This is a genomic window from Blattabacterium sp. (Cryptocercus punctulatus) str. Cpu, assembly GCF_000236405.1.
Classification (GTDB): Bacteria; Bacteroidota; Bacteroidia; order Flavobacteriales; family Blattabacteriaceae; genus Blattabacterium; species Blattabacterium punctulatus.
Genome location: NC_016621.1, coordinates 435,534 through 454,537 on the forward strand (window position 1 = coordinate 435,534; position 19,004 = coordinate 454,537).

A 19,004-nucleotide genomic window follows, 5' to 3' on the forward strand; every position below is an offset into this window, starting at 1 on the left:
TTGTAATTATTTATATGTTTATGAAAAAATATGTTCTATCGTTAGATCAAGGAACTACGAGTTCTAGAGCTATTATTTTTGATCAAATTGGAAATATTATTTCCGTAGCTCAAAGAGAGTTTACACAAATTTATCCTTATCCTGGATGGGTGGAACATAATGCAGAAGAAATCTGGTCTACACAAGCTTCAGTTGCTTTAGAAGCAATTTTAAAAGCAAATTTAGAAGGAGAAAATATTATTTCGATAGGAATCACTAATCAAAGAGAAACTACTGTAGTATGGGATAAAAAAACGGGGGAACCAATTTTTAATGCTATTGTTTGGCAAGATAGACGAACATCTAATTATTGTGATAAAATCAAGTGTGATGGATTAACTGAAATGATTAGAAAAAAAACTGGTCTTATTATAGATCCCTATTTTTCTGCTACTAAAATAAAATGGATATTAGAAAATATTCCAGGAGCTAAAAAAAGAGCTCATTCTGGATATTTAGCTTTTGGTACTATAGATTCATGGTTAATATGGAATTTAACTGGGAAAAAAATTCACGTTACGGATGTGACTAATGCATCTCGTACTATGCTTTTCAACATTCATACTCTTAGTTGGGATCAAGATTTAATAAATTTATTTGATATTCCAAAAACAATGCTTCCAGAAGTAAAATCATCTAGTGAAATTTTTGGTTATACAACTGGACATATACTTTCTCATAAGATTCCTATATCTGGAATTGCTGGAGATCAACAGTCAGCTCTTTTTGGTCAAATGTGTACAAAAATTGGAATGGTAAAAAATACTTATGGGACTGGTTGTTTTATGTTAATGAATGTAGGAGAAAATCCTGTTTTTTCTCAAAATAATTTAATAACTACTATTGCTTGGAAAATTAAAGATAAAGTTCAATATGCTTTAGAAGGTAGTGTTTTTATTGCAGGAGCCGTTGTACAATGGCTTAGGGATGGATTAGGGTTACTTTTATCTTCAAGTGAAGCAGAAATCCTTGCTTCTTCAGTAGAAGATACAGAAGGAATGTATATGGTCCCCGCTTTTTCTGGATTAGGGGCACCTTATTGGGATCAAAGAGCTAGAGGGACTATTGTTGGAATTACTAGGGGGACTTCTTCTGCACATTTTGTTCGTGCAGCTTTAGAAAGTATTGCTTTTCAAAATATGGATGTACTAAAAGCAATGGAAGCAGATTCTGGGATTTCTATTAAAGAAATTCGTGTAGATGGAGGTGCTACAGTAAATAAATTATTAATGCAATTTCAATCTGATATTTTAAATGTAAAAGTTGTTAAATCTAAAATTTCTGAACTTACAGCAGCAGGAGCAGCTTATTTAGCTGGATTAGCTGTAAATTATTGGAATAGTCTTGAAGAAATTCAAGATAATTGGAAAATGGACCAGATTTTTGAACCGAAAAGGATGTCCAGTCGTTTGGAAAGAATTCAAGGTTGGAAAAAAGCGATAAAAACAACCCGTACTTGGTCTAGTAAGTAAATTTTTTTTATAAAAATGAAAATAAAATGACAAAAATATATGCCGAGATTATAGGAACTATGATTTTAGTATTTTTAGGAAATGGAGTAGTAGCTAACGTACTTTTGTCAAAAACAAAAGGAAATGGGGCAGGATGGTTAACTATTACTGTAGGATGGGCTTTAGCAGTTTTTATAGGTATTTTAGTATCTTATCCTTATAGTGGAGGACATTTAAATCCATCTGTAACAATAGGGTTTGCCATAACTGGTAAGTTAAATTGGAATCTTGTCCCTTTTTATATTTTTGCTCAATTTATTGGAGCAATGTTAGGTGCTTTATTAGTATGGATTTTCTATAAAGATCATTTTTTAGAAACTAAGAAAGAACAAGATAAATTATCTGTTTTCAGTACAGGCCCTACTATAAAAAATTTTTTTTCTAACTTTTTAAGCGAAGTATTGGCTACATTTATTTTTATGTTGGTGAATTGTTACCTTACAAAAAAATATCCTATTGTAGGATTAGGGATTTTAGGGGCTTTTTTATCTTCTTTAGTTGTTTTGGGAATTGGATTATCTTTAGGTGGAACTACGGGTTGTGCAATTAATCCAGCTCGTGATTTAGGTCCAAGGATTATATATTCTATAATTCCAATTCCTGGAAAAGGTAAAAGTAACTGGGATTATGCATTTGTTCCTGTTTTAGGACCAATTGTAGGTAGTTCAGGAGCTGCTGCATTATATTTATTGTTATTCTCATAATAAAAAAACTTGTAACTTTTTTTATTAATTAAGTGTATAATATATATTAATGGATAATAAATATTCGATCCTTTTTTTTTAATAAGATTCCAATATGGATCACATAAAAATAGGAAAAAAATTGAAATTTTTTATTTTTTCTGATAGAGTTGGATCAGGATTACCATTATGGTTGCCTAGAGGCACAATTTTAAGAAAAAATTTAGAAAATTTTTTAACAGATATTCAAAAAAAATCTGGATATGAGATGATTATTACTCCACATATTGGACATAAAAAATTATATGTTATAAGTGGACATTGGAATAAATATGGAAAAGATAGTTTTAAACCTATTCAAACTCCTCATTCAGAAGAAGAATTTCTTTTAAAACCAATGAATTGTCCTCATCATTGTGAAATTTATCGTTCACAGGAATGGTCCTATCGCGATCTTCCTAAACGTTTTGCAGAATTTGGTACCGTATATCGTTATGAGCAAAGTGGTGAACTTCATGGACTTACAAGAGTAAGAGGATTTACTCAAGATGATGCACATATTTTTTGTACTTATGATCAGTTATTGGAAGAATTTAAAAAAGTAATAAATTTATTTTTTCATGTATTTCGTCGTTTAGGTTTTTTAGAATATACAGTTAGAGTATCACTTAGAGATCCCAAAAAAATAAATAATTATATTGGATCTGAAAAAAATTGGAAAAAAGCTGAGAAAGCTATACTTTTAGCGGTAAAAGAAGAAAAAATAGAATCTACGATTCATTATGGAGAAGCTGCTTTTTATGGTCCTAAACTGGATTTTCTTATTAAAGATTCTTTGGGAAGAAATTGGCAATTAGGAACTATTCAAGTAGATTATAATTTACCTGAAAGGTTTGATTTATATTATAGAGGTAAAAATAATGAAAAGCACCGTCCAGTAATGATACACAGAGCTCCATTTGGTTCTTTAGAACGTATTATAGCTATTTTGATAGAACATACAAAGGGGAACCTTCCTTTATGGATGGTACCTAATCAAGTGGTAATACTTCCTATAAGTGATAAATATATAGTTTATGCAAAAAAAATTTTAAATTTGATGTTAAATTATAATATTCGTGTTTTTATTGATAAAAGAAACGAGAAAATTGATAAAAAAATCAGAGATTCGGAAGAAAATAAAATTCCTTATATGATTATTTTGGGGGAAAAAGAAGTAATTACTCAAACTATTTCATTACGAAAACATGGATTAGGTCATATAGGAATATTATCTATTTCCAACGGAATAAACACTATTTTTAAAGAAATTAATTAAATTTATAAAACTATTATTATAAAAAAAAATTTTCAAGGGGGAATAAAAAAAGAGAATATATCGTTCATTTATAAAAAAAAGGAGGAACATCGTATTAATAATCATATAAATTCTAATCAAGTTCGTTTAGTTGGTGATTCTATCAAAAATGGAATTTTTATCCATTCAAGATGCAATTCAATTATCTATAGATAAAGGATTAGATTTGGTGGAGATAAACCCAAAAGTTGATCCTCCAATATGTAAAATATTGGATTATAAAAAATTCCTATATGAACAAAAGAAAAAAAAGAAGCAATTTAAAGCAAAACAAATTAAGGTAAATACTAAAGAAATCCGATTTGGACCACAAATCGGAGATCATGATGGAAAAGTTAAAATAAAAAGTGCTGAAAAATTTTTAATGAGGGGGGATAAAGTAAAAGTTTTTGTTTTTTTCAAAGGGCGTTCTATAGTATATAAAGACCAAGGAAAAATTAAATTGCTAAAATTTGCAGAAGAAATTGAAGAATATGGAAAAGTTGAACAAATGCCAGTTATGGAAGGAAAAAGAATGTACATGATATTAGCCCCAAAAAAAATTTAGTATGCCAAAATTAAAAACAAAATCCGGAACTAAAAAAAGATTTAAAAAAACCGCTAATGGATATATAAAAAAAAAACATGCATTTAAAAATCATCTTTTAACGAAAAAATCAAAAAAAAGAAAACGGAAACTTTCTACATTTTCTCTATTAAAAAAGTCTGATCAAAAGAATATAAAAAAACAATTCTAAATTATAGAAAAGCATGCCAAGATCTACAAATTCTGTTTACTCAAGACGAAAAAGAAAAAAAATACTTAAATTAGCGAAAGGATTTTATGGAGCTAGAAGTAAGGTTTATACAATTGCTAAAAATGCGGTAGAAAAATCTTTTAGTTATGCTTTTTTAGGAAGAAAAAAAAAGAAAAAATATTTTAGATCTCTTTGGATTCAACGTATTAATGCTGGATCACGTAAATATGGAATTTCTTACTCCAAGTTTATGAAAAAAATATCTGATAAAAGTATTAAAATTAATAGAAAATTTCTTTCAGATTTTTCTATGAATCATCCGGATATTTTCAAAAAAATAGTGGATGATATTACCTTATAACAGAGAGTTTTTTTTCTCAAAAAAAATTATCAATTTTTTTTTTATTAATTTTTTTTTCATAGAAGAAAAATAATCTATAAAAAGTTTACCTTCAATATGATCATATTCATGTTGGATAACTCTTGAACAAATTCCTTTTAAAGTCTTTTTTTTTTTATTCCAGTTATTATCGTAATATTCTATTAATATATGAGATTTTCTTTTTACATATTCCATGATTCCAGGAAAGCTTAGACATCCTTCATTGAATTCATATTCTTCTCCATATATTTTCAATATTCTAGCGTTAATAAAAACTTCTTGATAATTATTTTTTCCATTTTTTGATAGGTAAGGCGTTTTTACTATAAATAATCGGATATTTTTACCAATTTGAGGTGCTGCTAATCCTATTCCTTTTACTTTATGTAAAGTTTCAAACATATCTTTGATCAATTGATTAATTCGACTATCTTGGTAATAGATATTCATATCTATATCGATACATTTTTTTCTTAAAATTGGATTTCCATAAAGTATTATAGGTAAGATCATAGATTAATTTTTTTTCTTTTTTTTTGAAAGATAAGATTGTAAAATTAGGGTAGCACTAATTTTATTTAAAATATTTTTTTTCTTTTTTTTTATCCCTAGTTCGATCATAGTGTAAAAAGCAATTTTAGATGTAAAACGTTCATCTAATCTATCTATTAATATTTTAGGATATTTTTTATGAAATTTAAAAATAAATTTTTGAATATATTTTTCTATTAAAAAATTTTTATTTTTTAATGTTTTAGGTAACCCTATAACAATTTTTTCTATTTTTTCGGTAACTATAAAAATATCCAAAAAATCCATTAATTTTTTAGTTGGAATAGATTTTAATCCAAAGGAAAATACTTGTGAAATATCTGATATAGACAAACCAGTTATCCTTTTTCCGTAATCTATCCCCAAAATTTTTTTCATTATTATAACAAATATATTTATATTATATATATTTTTGTCTTTGTTTGTATCAATTTTTATGAAAGTAAATCAACTAAAATTAGAAATAGAAAATTACTGGGATAAAAAAAAAGAAATATGGTCTACAAATGATAGTATAAGAAAAATCGTGATTCATGTTATTGATTATGTAGAACAAGGATCAATAAGAGTTTCGGAGTTTATAAATGGAAAATGGCAAGTCAATGAATGGATAAAAAAAGCTATAATTATGTATTTTTCTATAAAAAAAATGAAGACTATAGAATTGGGACCATTCGAATTTTATGATAAAATACCGATAAAAAATAAATTTAAAGAGAAAGGAATTCGCGTAGTCCCTCATGCTATAGTACGTTATGGGTCTTATATTTCTCCTGGAGTTATCCTGATGCCTTCTTATGTAAATATAGGATCTTATATAGGAAAAGAAACAATGATAGATACATGGGCAACTATAGGAAGCTGTGCTCAAATTGGAAAAAGAGTCCATATAAGTGGAGGAGTTGGAATAGGAGGGGTTTTAGAACCCATCCAAAATAATCCTGTAATTATTGAAGATGATGTTTTTATTGGATCTAGGTGTATTTTAGTAGAAGGAGTACTTATAGAAAAAGAATCCGTATTAGGAGCAAATGTTGTTATAACTTCCTCTACTAAAATTTTGGATGTAACAAATCAAAAACCTATAGAAATGAAAGGTATAATTCCAAAATATTCTGTAGTAATACCTGGATCCTATCCTAAAAAATTTCCTTCAGGAATATATCATATTCCATGTGCAATGATTATAGGAAAAAGAAAAGAAAGTACTAATAAAAAAATATCTTTAAATGAAGTGTTGAGAACGCATCATCTTATTTTGTAATTTTTTTTACTTATCATGTATTTTTATAAAGAAGAAATAGAAAAAAGTGTAAAAATATTGAAAAGAGGAAAATGTTTACTATACCCAACAGATACTGTATGGGGATTGGGATGTGATGCTTTTAATTTAAATTCTATAGAAAAAATATATAAAATAAAGAATAGAAATATTTCTAAATCTATGATTATTTTAGTAGAAAATATAGATCGTTTATACGAATTAATAGAGTATATTCCTAATTTAGTTAAGAAAATTATTCAGGATAATTTTATAAAAAAAGAGAAACCTATTACTATAGTATATAAAAAACCTCGTAAAATAGTTTCTAATTTATTGATCAATAGTCAAGATAACACTTTAGCTATTAGATTAACTAACGATCCATTTTGTTCTCATTTAATTAAAACATTAGATAGACCTATTATATCTACTTCTGCAAATTTATCAGGATTTCCAACTCCTAAATCCTTTTCTGAAATTAGTTATTCTATATTAAGTAAAATAGATTATTCTGTTAATTTTCGTAGAAGAGAAAAAGCCCGCTATAATAGTTCTTCTATACTAAAAATTATTTCAAATAAAATTAAAATATTACGTATGTAATTTACATGAATTTAGTTTCTGCTATTCATAGGGATATATTTCGTATTATTAGTAATTCTGCTAAAAAAATACAACAAGATTGTTATGTAGTTGGAGGTTATGTTAGGGATTTTTTACTTGATAAAAATCTTTCTCAAGATTTAGATATTTTAACAATAGGAGAAGGAATTAAATTAGCTAAAGAAGTTGCTAAACATATAAAACCAACTCCTAGAATAAATATATTTAAACGTTTTGGAACTGCTATGTTAGAATTTGATAATCAAAAAATAGAATTTGTTAGTTCTAGAAAAGAATCGTATCATTTCTATAGTAGAAATCCAATTATTGATTTTGGAACATTGCAAGATGATCAAAATAGAAGAGATTTTACAATTAATGCTTTAGCGATTAGTTTAAATAAAAATAATTATGGAAAATTATTTGATCCATTTGGTGGGGTATTAGATTTGAGAAAAAAAATTTTAAGGAATCCATTAAATTCAGATATTACTTATTCTGATGATCCATTACGAATGATGAGAGCTATACGATTTGCAACTCAACTTCAATTTATCATAGATAAATCTTCATTTAAATCTATTCAGAAAAATAAAAATAGAATCAGTATTGTTTCTATAGAAAGAATTACAGAAGAATTTAATAAGATACTTCTATCTAACAGGCCTTCTATAGGATTATTTTTATTATCTAAATCTGGATTATTATCAATAATATTACCGGAATTAGTTTTATTACAAGGAATAGAAGAAAAAAATGGATATAAACACAAAGATAATTTTTATCATACTTTACAAGTAGTGGATAATATTAGTCAAGAAAAAAATAATTCTATATGGTTAAGATGGGTAGCTTTGCTTCACGATATAGGAAAACCTTATACGAAAAAATTTTTTCCAAAAACTGGTTGGTCTTTTCATGCACATGAGTTAGTAGGATCTAAAATGAGTTCAAATATATTTAAACGTTTAAAGCTCCCAAAAGGAAAATATATAAAATACGTAAAAAAAATAATCCAGAATAGCTATAGACCTGTTTCTTTAATAGAACATAATTCTAGTGATTCAGCTATACGTAGATTATTATTTGATATGGGAGAATATATGGAAGATTTAATAAAACTATGTATAGCGGATATTACTACAAAAAATATAGAAAAAAAAAATAAATATAAAAAAAATTTTTTTCTTTTAATGGAAAGAATGAAAAAATTGGAAGAGAAAGATCGTATCCAAAAATGGAAACCTCCTATATCCGGAAATGATATTATGAATGCTTTTCATATTAATCCATGTAAAGAAATAGGAATAATAAAAAATTTTATTAAAGAGTCTATTTTAGATGGAAAAATATCTAATGAATTTTCTACAGCTTATTTTCTTATGTTAAAAAAAGGAAAAGAATTAGGATTGAAAAAAATAATTAAAAATTAATATATGTTTTTTTATAGCATTAATGGAAAAGAAAAAAAAAAAATTGTATTATTACCACACAATAATCCCGATGGAGATGCTTTAGGTTCTTCTTTAGCTCTATTATTTTATTTAAGAAAACTTAAACATGATGTATATTTAATATCTCCTACAGAATATTCCGAATCTTTTAGATGGCTTCCTGGAAGTAAGGATATTATTATTTTTTCTGAAAAAACTCAATCTTTGATAAAAAAAAAAATTATAGATTCCGATTATATTTTTTTTATAGATTTCAATAATTTATCAAGAATAGAAATTTTTAAAAAATTACTTTCATTATCTAAAGCAAAAAAAATATTAATCGATCATCATCCTTCTCCTTTTTATTTTGATTTTATGTTTTCAGATACAACGGTAGCAGCTACTAGTATTTTAGTATTTAGATTTATATCTAAAATGAATAATTTAGATAAAATAGATAAAAAAATAGCTACCTGTTTATACGTAGGGTTAATGACAGATACTGGAAATTTTCGTTTTCCTTCCGTAACATCGGAAACCCATTTTATTGCTGGGAAATTGATAGAAAATGGAATAAACGTGGAAAATATATATAATCATTTACACGAAAAATATAACGAAAATAGGTTGAAAATTTTGTCTAAAGCTTTGGAAAAATTGAAAGTAATAGAAAAATATCGTACAGTTTATACCAGTATTAATGCTTATGATATAGATTTATATTCTTATAAAAAAGGGGATACAGAAGGTATTATTTCCTATGGATTAGGAATAAAAAATATTGTGTTTTCAGTATTCTTTTTTGAAGAAAAAGAACAATCTCCAATTAGAATTTCTTTTCGTTCAAGAGGAAATTTTGATGTAAATCTTTTTTCTAGAAAACATTTTGGAGGAGGGGGGCATAAAAATGCAGCTGGTGGAGTATTAGAAAAAAGTTTATCCGAAACGATTGAATATTTTTTAAAAATTATTCCTAATTATCATAAACATCTTATTTTTTCCATTTAATATTACATCCATAACTTGGTTTTTTTATGGGGGATATTTTTTTTTCACCATCATACTCTAAAAGAAAATTTAATATGTTTCTAACATCGTATCCTGTAACTGGAATTCCATTGTTTGGTCTAGAATCATCTAATTGTCCATGATAATATAAATCTCCTATACCATTAAATATAAAAAATTCAGGAGTACATTGAGCCCCATAATATTTAGCTACTTCTTGTTTTTCATCAAAAAAATAAGGAAATATATAACCTAATTTATGAGATATTTTTTTCATATTTTCAGGAGAATCTTCTGGATATTTTTCGATATCATTGGAATTTATAGCTAAAAAGGAAATTTCTTTAGGAATATAATCATTAGTTAAACGTACTAATTCTGGATTGATATGTTTAACATACGGACAGTGATTACAAATAAACATAATCACAGTTGCTTTATTAGAAAAAAAATCTTGAATATATTTTTTTTCCCCTGATAAAGATTCTAATAATTTAAAATTTTTTATTTTTATTTTTTTAATTTCATTGGAAGAATAGGTAATTACCATAATTATTTTTTTAACAATTTTATAAAATTAGTTTATTTTTTCTGTTTTTTTGAAAAAAAATAAAATATTTTTTTTTTTTCTTCTTCAGCTAATTCCTCGTCTATTAATATTCTTCCACTATTTTCATCTATTAAAAGTTTATTACGTTGTATTAGTTCGTAGTATTTTTGTGGAGTAATAGCAAGATAAGATCCTAACGGGGCCCCTCTTTGTACAGGAGAAACGGCTACTCCATTTTTAACTCTATTTCTTATTTTTTTATAAATTTTTAATAAATTATTATCGATTTTTTTAGAAAAATCTATAGATCTTTCTAGTAATAATTTTTCTTCTTTTTTATTTTCTGAAAAAATTTTATTTAATTCTTTTTTTTTATGAAAAATATGTTCTTTTTTATTTAAAAAAAGATTTTCTTTTTTTTTAAAAATTTCTTCATTTTTATGAATATTTAAATTCATTTGTTGAATTCTTTTTTTATATAATTTAATTTCTAGTTTTTGATAATCAATTTCTTTTTCTAGAAAATATAATTCTTTATTATTTCTTATATTTTCTTTCTGTTTTTCATATTTTTTTATCAAATTTTCTGAATATTTAATTTCTTTGTTTTTTTGATTGATATCCTCTTTTATAGAAAGAATTTCCTCATTAATATTTTTTAATTTTTTTTTCATTTTTTCAAGTTCTTCTTCCAAAGAATTGATTTCTATAGGAATATTTTTACGAAAATTTTCTATTTCATCTATACGAGAATCTATCAGTTGAAGATTATATAAAATTCTTAATTTATCTATTATTGTAATAGCTACTTTTATTTTATTATTTTCCATAATATTTTTTAATAAAAATATTTAACTGGATTAGTATGAATTTCTGATTCATAAACAGGTATATGAGTAAATTTTTTATCTAAAAAAAATTTAAGAAGATTTTTATTAAATTTTTCAGATTCATAATGTCCTATATCTACAATCAATATTTTTTTTTCAGATTTGAAAAAATCATGATATTTAAAATCAGAAGATATAAAAACATGGGCTTTTTCTTGTATAGCTTTTTCAATACCAAAACTTCCAGAACCTGCAATCATAGCTATTTTTTTAATTTTTTTTCCTATGAATATAGAATGTCTAATACACAATAAATTCATTCTATTCCTTAAATAAAGAAGAAAATCATATTCATTCATTTCTTCTATCAGAAATCCTATTATTCCTATTCCAATATAGGGATTAATATTTTCAATATTATAAATTTCATATGGAACTTCTTCATAAGGATGACTTTTAAAAAGTGCTTCTTTAATTAAATTCAATTTATGGGATGAAAAAACTACATTAATACAAGTTTCTTTTTCTATATGAAAATGTCCTTTTTTTCCAAAAAAAGGTTTTGATTTTTCGTTTCCCATAAAGCTTCCAAAACCATCAAAATTATAACTACAACGACTGTAATTAGATATTTTTCCAGCTCCTGCATTAAATAAAGCATTTCTAACTTTATCAGAATAAGAAATTGGAACATAAGTTGTTAATTTTTTTATAGTCCCCTTTTTAGGAAATAAAGATTTTTCTCTGTTTAACTGTAAAAGTTTGGATATGTAAGAATGAGTTCCTTCCCAGCTTACATCCAGATTAGTATGAATTACATAAATAGATATATCATTTTTTAATGCAGAAATTACGACTCTTTCTGAAAAAGTATTTCCAGTTAAACTTTTTATTGATTTAAAAAGAACCGGATGAAATGATATAATAAGATTACAATTTTTATGTATAGACTCTGAAAATACCTCCTCAGTAAGATCTAAAGTTATCAATATTTTTTTTACTTTTTGAAAATAAGATCCCACTATAAGTCCTATATTATCATAGGATTCTGCATATTCCCTAGGAGCTAAATTTTCTAACTCTTCAGCGATATCTCTTACTAAGACTTCCATTAAAAAAAATATAAAATAAAAAGTATGACAAATTTATAAAAAAAATTGATTTTATTATATTTAGTAGATAGATAAAATAGAATCTAGATCAAATTCTATTATATTAATTTTAGTTTAAAATAAAAATATTAATTTTTATTTACTAAAAAATAAAAAAAAATATCATGAATTTAATTCAAAAAAAACCTAATTGGATAAAAGTGAAATTTCCAATTGGAAAAAATTATAAAAATTTACAAAAATTAGTTTCTTTACACAAACTAAATACAATTTGTCAGAGTGGTAGTTGTCCTAATATAGGAGAATGTTGGGAAAAAGGAGTTGCCACTTTTATGATATTAGGTAACGTTTGTACAAGATCTTGTAGATTTTGTGGTGTCAAAACAGGACGTCCTGAAAATATAGATTGGAAAGAACCAGAAAAAGTGGCTAAATCAATTAAAATATTGAAAATTAAACATGCTGTGATCACTTCTGTGAATAGAGATGATTTAAAAGATATGGGTGCTGCTATATGGATAGAAACCATAAAAATTACTAGAAAACTAAATCCAGGTATAACAATCGAAACATTGATTCCGGATTTTAAAGGGGAACAAAAAATTATAGATCAAATAATAGATCTTAATCCAGAAGTTATTTCTCATAATGTAGAGACTATTTCTAGGTTAACAAAAAAAATACGTATTCAAGCAAAATACGATCGTAGTCTTAAAGTTCTACAATATATTAAGGAAAAAAATAAAAATATTCGTACAAAAACGGGGATTATGTTAGGATTAGGAGAAAAAAAAGAAGAAATATTAGTAACGATGAAAGATATAAAAAACTCTCAAGTAGATATTTTAACTATAGGACAATATTTACAACCTTCTTTAAAACACTTTTCCGTACGTTTTTTTGTTTTACCGGAAGAATTTAAAGAATTGAAAAAAATTGGATTAAAAATAGGATTTAAATATGTAGAAAGTGGACCTTTGGTTCGCTCTTCTTATCATGCAGAAAAACATGTAAAATAAAAAAAATAAAATATTTTTTAATAATTTTTTTTTTCTATTCCAAAAGAATATTGAAATATTTTATCATTCCATAATTTTTTTTCATAGAGAAAATTTTTTAGATAAAAAGATACAGATTGATCCTTTCCATATCTAGAAAAAATAATAAGTTGTTCCATAGGACGAGTAGTAGCTACATATAATAAATTTAGATTATCAATCCTTATTTTAGATAGATATTCTTCATAAATATTTATGAAAAAATGATCATTTATATATTTAAAATAAGGTTCTATTTCTATATAGATAGAATCCAACCCATGATATAAATTAGGACATACATCTATCCATATTCCTTCCTTTTTTTTTTTTGAAAAAGCATTCCAATCTGTAAAAGGGAGAATTACTACAGGAAATTGCAATCCTTTAGATTTGTGAATAGTCATAATACGAAGAGCATCTGTATTATCAGAAATAATGATACTTTCTTTTTCTTTTTTGGATTCCCAATATTCTAAAAAATCTACAATAGAATTTCCTACAATTTTTATAGAACGATGAACAAAGTCTAAAAAAGAATAGATAGATTCCGTATTATATTGATTTAATAATCCAAATCCATCAATGACCTGTTCTACTATATTGTAGATAGATTTATTATATATATTTTTTAAATCTAATATTTTATTTGTAATAAAAATTTTTTTTAAAAAAAGATCGAATGGTAAAAAAATAGATTCTACTAGAAAGTCATGATCTCTTTTTTTGGTATAAATTAACTTATTTTTTAATAATAATAAAATTAAAGTAGCTCTTTTTTGATAACAATGTGGTTTTAAAAGTATATAAAAAAAATGTATAATGATTTCTATTTCCAAATGATTTTTTACAAGAAGAGATACGGAAGTATTTACAATAAATCCATCTTCTAAAAGTTTTTCAGATAAAAAATTTCCATCTTCGTTATTTCTAACTAATATAGCTATATCTGATAATTTATATTTCTGTTTTAACAATTTTTTTATTTTTTTTTTTATTTTACAGTAAAGTTCATTTCTGTAATTTTTTTGTTCTATAATAAAATTTAATTCTACATATCCTCCAGGTTTTTTAAATTCTTTTTGTTTGGATTCCTTATATATTTTTTTATAAAGAGTAGAATTAAAAATTTTAGATACTGATTGATAAAGTGAATTATTAAATTTTACAATTTCTTCATAACTACGAAAATTAGTACCTATAGTGATTATTTTTTTGTGATAAGATTTAGATGAAGAAGAAATTAAATGAAGAAAAAGATTATAATCTACACCTCTCCAACGATATATAGATTGTTTAGGATCTCCTACAATCATAGCTGATCCATTTTCTGATAAAGCATTTTCAATTAGAATTCGAATATTATACCATTGTAAAAATGAAGTATCCTGAAATTCATCTAGAAAATAATGTTTATATTGTACCCCCATTTTTTCATAAATTAGGGGGATGGGATCTTGAATAATTCTTTCATGAAGTATTTTATTTAATTCTGCGTTTAAAAAAATTTTTTTTTCTTCTTTTAAAAATAAAAATTCTTTTTCAATTTCCTGTATTATAGATAAATAATGAAAATTTTTTAAAAAAAGTTTATCTAAAATATAGGAGAAAATATATTTTTTATATATAAATTTTGTTTCTTGATATAAAGAAAGTATTTTTTTTTTATTCCTTTCTATCAATATTTTTTGATCCATATTTATAGTAGAATTTTTACTACTATACAATACTTTTTTTTGAATAGATTTTTCAATACGTTGATGAAAAGGATTTAATATTATGTTTTTTACACGGAATTTTTGAAAAAGTTTTGGAAAATCTGAATAATAGAATGAATGTTTTTTAATAGATGTTTTTTTTAAAAATTCAAAAAATTTTTCTCCTTGTTTTTTACATTTTTTTTCAAATTTTTTCGTTCTTTTTAACAATTTTTTTTTTAGTATTATCCAATCATCAAAAGATTGAAATCTAATTTTTTTCATATAAAAAAAACTATTTTCCTCTACTATAAGACTAGCTATTTTAAATAGTTCTTTTCTGATATCCCAATTTTTTCCTTTTTTTAATCTTTCCAAAGAAAATTGGATCAAAATATGAGACCATTTTTCTGAACTTTTTAATCTATTATATAAATTATCTATAACTTCCCATAAAAATTTATGGGTATCCATTTCTATATATATATTTTTATTAGAAAAAAAAGATCGAATGATACGATAAGTAAATTTATCAATAGTACTTATAGATAAAGAAGAAAAATCGGATAAAATTTCAGATAATATTTTTTTAGCGCGTTCAGATAGTTGCCTTTTTGTTAATTTTAAATCTTTTATAATAGAATTGTACAAAGAATGATATTCCTTACTAATTTTTTGATTAGAAAATTCTTTTATACATTGTAATATCCTTTTTTTTATTTCTTCAGTAGCTTTATTTGTAAAAGTTAAAGCTAAAATCCGCTTGAATTCGTCACAATGAGGACTTTTAAAAAGAATAAAAAGGTAATTTTTTACCAAAAAAAAAGTTTTTCCAGAGCCTGCTGAAGCGTTGTATATTTTTAATGTAGCTGGAATCAATATAATAAATTTTATCAATAATTCTTTTAAAGATAAAACGAAATAAAAAAAAAATTAAAATGATAAAAAAAATTTGGGAAAAAAAAAATTTAATTAAAATATTATTTATCGTTTATTTTTTCAGATTTTTTTTTGTATCGTGTAAAATTATAAAAAAAATACCAAAAGAAAAATATTTACTTAAAACAAATAAAAAAAATATAAATTTTTTATTTTTAAAAAAAATAATTCCAAAAAATAAATCTATAAAAAGTATTTATTGTAATTTTTTTTATTTTAAAAACGTAGAAAAACCTATAAAAATCGAATTCCCTTATTTTAAAAAAAATTATGTAAAAAATGTTAATTCAAAAGGATTTTTTGAGGATAATATAAATTTTTATATTCTTAAAAAGAAGAAAAAAAAAAGAAAAATAACTTATAATATTCATACTAGTGGAAGACCTTATTTTATCAATGAAATTATTTACAATTTTCAAGAAAAAGAGTTAAAGGATATTTATATAAATAATATTAATTCTAGTTTAATTAAAAAAAAAGAACAATACAGTGAAAAAAACATAATATTTGAAATAGAAAGGATGAAAAAAATGTATGAAAATTATGGTTATTATAATTTTCAGGTATCCGATATTAAGTTTCATGTAAATTTTATAGAAAATCAAAAAATAAATTTATATATGGAAGTAAAAAATTTCCATAATCATAAAAAATATTTCTTCAATAAAATTGTGATAAGAATCAATAATGAAAATAAAAATTTTTTTATTTACAATGGATATCAATTTTTTGTTCCTACCGATAAAAAATTTAATCCAAAAATTATCACGGATGTTTTCACTATTTTTCCTGGATCTTTGTATAATAAAAATGAGGTTTTAAAGACTCAAAAAAATATTTATTCTTTGCATAATTTTGATATTAATCAATTTAAACTAGAAGAAGAAAAAAAAAACAATTTAAATTCAAAAATTGCCTTTTTAAATGCTGAAATTTTTTTGAAAACTATAAAAAGTAATGAATTAAAATTTTATTTAGTAAATTCTATATCCAAAAAAATGGATATAAAAATCAATCCAAAAATAACTTTACTAAGTAGAAATATACTACAACAAAATGGTGCAAATTTTATGTTTTCTATAAAAGGAAGTTTAAATTATTCTCCAAAAGAAATTTTTAACCTATCTAAAATTTCCTTGAAAGGAAATTTTATCTATCCAGGATTTTTATCACCTTTTATATCATCTATGATTCCTAAATATTACTTATATAGAACTCATACTTCTATTATTTTTCAAAAAAAGAATAAAAAAAATATAGATATAAAAAAATACATATTTTCCAATTTTATTAATTATGAATGGAAGGTAACTCCTTATAGAAAACATAAAATAAAAATGATCATTTTTAAAGTTATCAAAAAAATGATTAATTATAAAAATGGTAAAAAAACAAATAATGATCATTTTGATTCAAAAAATCCTATACAAAAGACAAAAATTAATAGGATAAAGGATAATTTTATCAATTCTATTATTTATAATTATGATATGAATCAATTTTTGGATTATAGTAAAAAAAATCCTATTGCATTACGTGGAAATATAGATATTTCTGGAAATATTTTATATTATTTATTTCAAAAAATTTTTTTTCCTTATAAAAATAAGTTATTGAATAATATTTTTTTGGTTAAATACAATTTAGATTTCAAAAAATATTTTTTTTTATCTAAAAATTATTTTCTAATATCAAGGTTATTTCTTGAAAAAAATTTTAATTATGAAAAAATTCCAAAAAATTATTTTTCAGGAATATCTAAATTTTGTAAAAAGGGTATAGAATCGAATAGTATTCATCTAAATATAGATAAAAATTCATCATTTAATAAAATTTTATTAGTAAACGAATATAGAAATCAAATACTTTCTAATTTATTTTCAGTTATTTTTTTTTACTTAGAAAATAGAGAACTGTTAAACAAAGAAAATAATAATTCAAAAAAAATAGAAAAGTTGATATGGAACCCTTTTTATAAAGAATTTTTATTAGAAGGAGGAATAGGAATTCGATATGATCTTAAATTTTTTGTTTTTTTTGTAGATCTTGTATATAAATTTTATGATTCATCTCAAAAGGGATGGATCATAAATTATATAAAATTAAAAAAACCAGGGATCAATTTTGGAATTGACCCCCCCTTTTTAGAAAAAAATTCTTTACATTTTTTAATTCTTAATTAAATAAAAAAAAACACATGTCTAAAAAATTTCCTTCTGGGGTTATTACCGGGAGTATTATCCAAGAAATATTTGAATATGCTAGGGAAAAAGTATTTTCCATACCTGCTGTAAATGTTATTGGATCTAATACTATGAATGCTGCAATGGAAACTGCTGCAGAGGTTAATTCCCCCATAATTATTCAAATATCTAATGGTGGAGCTGTTTTCAACGCAGGAAAAGGATTAAGTAATCACGAACAAAAAGCAGCTATCCAAGGGTCTATAGCTTGTGCAAAACATATCCATGAACTAGCTAAATTTTATAAATCTACTGTAATTCTTCATACAGATCATTGTTCTAAACAATCTCTATCATGGATAGATGGATTGATGATTGCTAATGAAAAACATTATAAACGTTTTGGTAAAACGTTATTTAGTTCTCACATGTTAGATCTTTCTCAAGAATCTTTAGAAGAAAATATTAGTACTTGTGAAAGATACTTTGAAAGAATGAATAAAATTAAAATGACCATTGAAATAGAACTTGGAGTTACGGGAGGTGAAGAAGATGGTGTAGATAATTCTAATATAGAAAACAATAAACTTTATACTCAACCAAAAGAAGTCTCGTATGCTTATGAAAGATTAATCAAAATAAGCAAAAAATTTATTATAGCGGCTTCATTTGGAAATGTACACGGAGTATATAAATCTGGTAATATTATTCTACGTCCGGTAATTTTAAAAGAATCTCAAAAGTACATACAAAAAAAATTTTATACCAAAAAAAAAACCAGTTTTTTTGTTTTTCATGGAGGATCTGGTTCTTCTATCAAAGAAATTCAAGAATCTATTAGTTATGGAGTTGTTAAAATGAATGTGGATACAGATTTACAATATGCTTTTACCTGTGGAATAAGAGATTATATGAATAAAAATAAGGAATATCTGAATAAACAAATCGGAAATCCAGAAGGTAAATATCTTCCAAATAAAAACTATTATGATCCTAGAATATGGCTTAGAAAAGGAGAACAATCATTCAAAGAATTATTAAAAAAATATTTTGAATTAATGAATAATATTAACACTTTATAAAA

The 19,004-nt window shown here is 24.0% G+C and carries 19 protein-coding genes; 13 read left to right on the forward strand and 6 right to left on the reverse strand.

Annotated elements, in window-relative coordinates:
- Positions 1 to 14 precede the first annotated feature (14 nt).
- The 6 genes from glpK (at position 15) to rplT (ending at position 4,688) form a co-directional block, all read left to right on the forward strand.
- Entirely contained in the window at positions 15 to 1,511 is a 1,497-nt protein-coding gene (glpK, locus tag BLBCPU_RS02125; protein WP_014246356.1) for a glycerol kinase GlpK, read from the forward strand.
- A gap of 26 nt (positions 1,512 to 1,537) precedes the next feature.
- Entirely contained in the window at positions 1,538 to 2,254 is a 717-nt protein-coding gene (locus BLBCPU_RS02130; protein WP_014246357.1) for an MIP/aquaporin family protein, read from the forward strand.
- 94 nt (positions 2,255 to 2,348) lie between these two features.
- Positions 2,349 to 3,551, forward strand: a complete 1,203-nt coding sequence (gene thrS / locus BLBCPU_RS02135; RefSeq protein ID WP_014246358.1) for a threonine--tRNA ligase — start codon at positions 2,349 to 2,351, stop codon at positions 3,549 to 3,551.
- Between the two features lie 148 nt (positions 3,552 to 3,699).
- Positions 3,700 to 4,137 (forward strand): translation initiation factor IF-3, encoded by a 438-nt coding sequence (gene infC, locus BLBCPU_RS02140; protein ID WP_371136970.1) that lies wholly within the window; start codon positions 3,700 to 3,702, stop codon positions 4,135 to 4,137.
- Position 4,138: 1 nt separating this feature from the next.
- Positions 4,139 to 4,327, forward strand: a complete 189-nt coding sequence (gene rpmI, locus BLBCPU_RS02145; protein ID WP_014246360.1) for a 50S ribosomal protein L35 — start codon at positions 4,139 to 4,141, stop codon at positions 4,325 to 4,327.
- A gap of 13 nt (positions 4,328 to 4,340) precedes the next feature.
- Positions 4,341 to 4,688 carry a 50S ribosomal protein L20 gene (rplT, locus tag BLBCPU_RS02150; protein ID WP_014246361.1) on the forward strand — a complete coding sequence of 116 codons (348 nt, stop codon included), beginning with the start codon at positions 4,341 to 4,343 and terminating at the stop codon, positions 4,686 to 4,688.
- Here rplT and def read toward each other — a convergent pair.
- Both def and ruvX read right to left on the reverse strand, forming a co-directional pair.
- Positions 4,683 to 5,222 (reverse strand): peptide deformylase, encoded by a 540-nt coding sequence (gene def, locus BLBCPU_RS02155; protein ID WP_014246362.1) that lies wholly within the window; start codon positions 5,220 to 5,222, stop codon positions 4,683 to 4,685. The two genes, rplT and def, sit on opposite strands and share 6 nt — an antisense overlap.
- A gap of 3 nt (positions 5,223 to 5,225) precedes the next feature.
- Positions 5,226 to 5,639 carry a Holliday junction resolvase RuvX gene (gene ruvX / locus BLBCPU_RS02160; protein ID WP_014246363.1) on the reverse strand — a complete coding sequence of 138 codons (414 nt, stop codon included), beginning with the start codon at positions 5,637 to 5,639 and terminating at the stop codon, positions 5,226 to 5,228.
- 58 nt (positions 5,640 to 5,697) lie between these two features.
- Between ruvX and BLBCPU_RS02165 the strand changes: the two genes are divergently transcribed.
- Genes BLBCPU_RS02165 through BLBCPU_RS02180 form a run of 4 tightly spaced genes read left to right on the forward strand, consistent with a single transcriptional unit; the run spans position 5,698 to position 9,572 of the window.
- Complete coding sequence (locus BLBCPU_RS02165; RefSeq protein WP_014246364.1) at positions 5,698 to 6,525, forward strand: 2,3,4,5-tetrahydropyridine-2,6-dicarboxylate N-succinyltransferase; 828 nt, start codon at positions 5,698 to 5,700, stop codon at positions 6,523 to 6,525.
- 15 nt (positions 6,526 to 6,540) lie between these two features.
- The gene (locus tag BLBCPU_RS02170; RefSeq protein WP_014246365.1) at positions 6,541 to 7,128 is read left to right on the forward strand and encodes an L-threonylcarbamoyladenylate synthase; all 588 of its coding nucleotides are present in this window, start codon (positions 6,541 to 6,543) and stop codon (positions 7,126 to 7,128) included.
- 5 nt (positions 7,129 to 7,133) lie between these two features.
- On the forward strand, positions 7,134 to 8,561 hold the full coding sequence (locus BLBCPU_RS02175; RefSeq protein WP_014246366.1) for a CCA tRNA nucleotidyltransferase: 1,428 nt from the start codon (positions 7,134 to 7,136) through the stop codon (positions 8,559 to 8,561).
- Positions 8,562 to 8,564: 3 nt separating this feature from the next.
- Positions 8,565 to 9,572, forward strand: coding sequence for a bifunctional oligoribonuclease/PAP phosphatase NrnA (locus BLBCPU_RS02180; protein ID WP_014246367.1), 1,008 nt, complete (start codon positions 8,565 to 8,567; stop codon positions 9,570 to 9,572).
- On the opposite strand, the gene BLBCPU_RS02185 is transcribed toward BLBCPU_RS02180, so the two are convergent.
- Genes BLBCPU_RS02185 through BLBCPU_RS02195 form a run of 3 tightly spaced genes read right to left on the reverse strand, consistent with a single transcriptional unit; the run spans position 9,556 to position 12,064 of the window.
- Positions 9,556 to 10,122, reverse strand: a complete 567-nt coding sequence (locus BLBCPU_RS02185; RefSeq protein WP_014246368.1) for a thioredoxin family protein — start codon at positions 10,120 to 10,122, stop codon at positions 9,556 to 9,558. The two genes, BLBCPU_RS02180 and BLBCPU_RS02185, sit on opposite strands and share 17 nt — an antisense overlap.
- Positions 10,123 to 10,154: 32 nt before the next feature.
- Positions 10,155 to 10,952 (reverse strand): zinc ribbon domain-containing protein, encoded by a 798-nt coding sequence (locus BLBCPU_RS02190; protein WP_014246369.1) that lies wholly within the window; start codon positions 10,950 to 10,952, stop codon positions 10,155 to 10,157.
- A gap of 8 nt (positions 10,953 to 10,960) precedes the next feature.
- Positions 10,961 to 12,064: a Nif3-like dinuclear metal center hexameric protein gene (locus BLBCPU_RS02195; RefSeq protein WP_014246370.1), complete on the reverse strand. Its 1,104-nt coding sequence runs from the start codon at positions 12,062 to 12,064 to the stop codon at positions 10,961 to 10,963.
- A gap of 164 nt (positions 12,065 to 12,228) precedes the next feature.
- Here BLBCPU_RS02195 and lipA point away from each other — a divergent pair, with 164 nt between their 5' ends.
- On the forward strand, positions 12,229 to 13,083 hold the full coding sequence (lipA, locus tag BLBCPU_RS02200; RefSeq protein WP_014246371.1) for a lipoyl synthase: 855 nt from the start codon (positions 12,229 to 12,231) through the stop codon (positions 13,081 to 13,083).
- 17 nt (positions 13,084 to 13,100) lie between these two features.
- Here the strand turns inward: lipA and BLBCPU_RS02205 are convergent, their stop codons facing one another.
- Entirely contained in the window at positions 13,101 to 15,695 is a 2,595-nt protein-coding gene (locus tag BLBCPU_RS02205) for an exodeoxyribonuclease V subunit beta (RefSeq protein WP_050798155.1), read from the reverse strand.
- Positions 15,696 to 15,736: 41 nt separating this feature from the next.
- On the opposite strand from BLBCPU_RS02205, the gene BLBCPU_RS02210 reads away from it, so the two are divergent.
- Together BLBCPU_RS02210 and fbaA are read left to right on the forward strand one after the other, a co-directional pair.
- Entirely contained in the window at positions 15,737 to 17,920 is a 2,184-nt protein-coding gene (locus tag BLBCPU_RS02210) for a hypothetical protein (protein ID WP_014246373.1), read from the forward strand.
- 14 nt (positions 17,921 to 17,934) lie between these two features.
- Positions 17,935 to 19,002, forward strand: coding sequence for a class II fructose-bisphosphate aldolase (fbaA, locus tag BLBCPU_RS02215; RefSeq protein ID WP_014246374.1), 1,068 nt, complete (start codon positions 17,935 to 17,937; stop codon positions 19,000 to 19,002).
- Positions 19,003 to 19,004 lie beyond the last annotated feature (2 nt).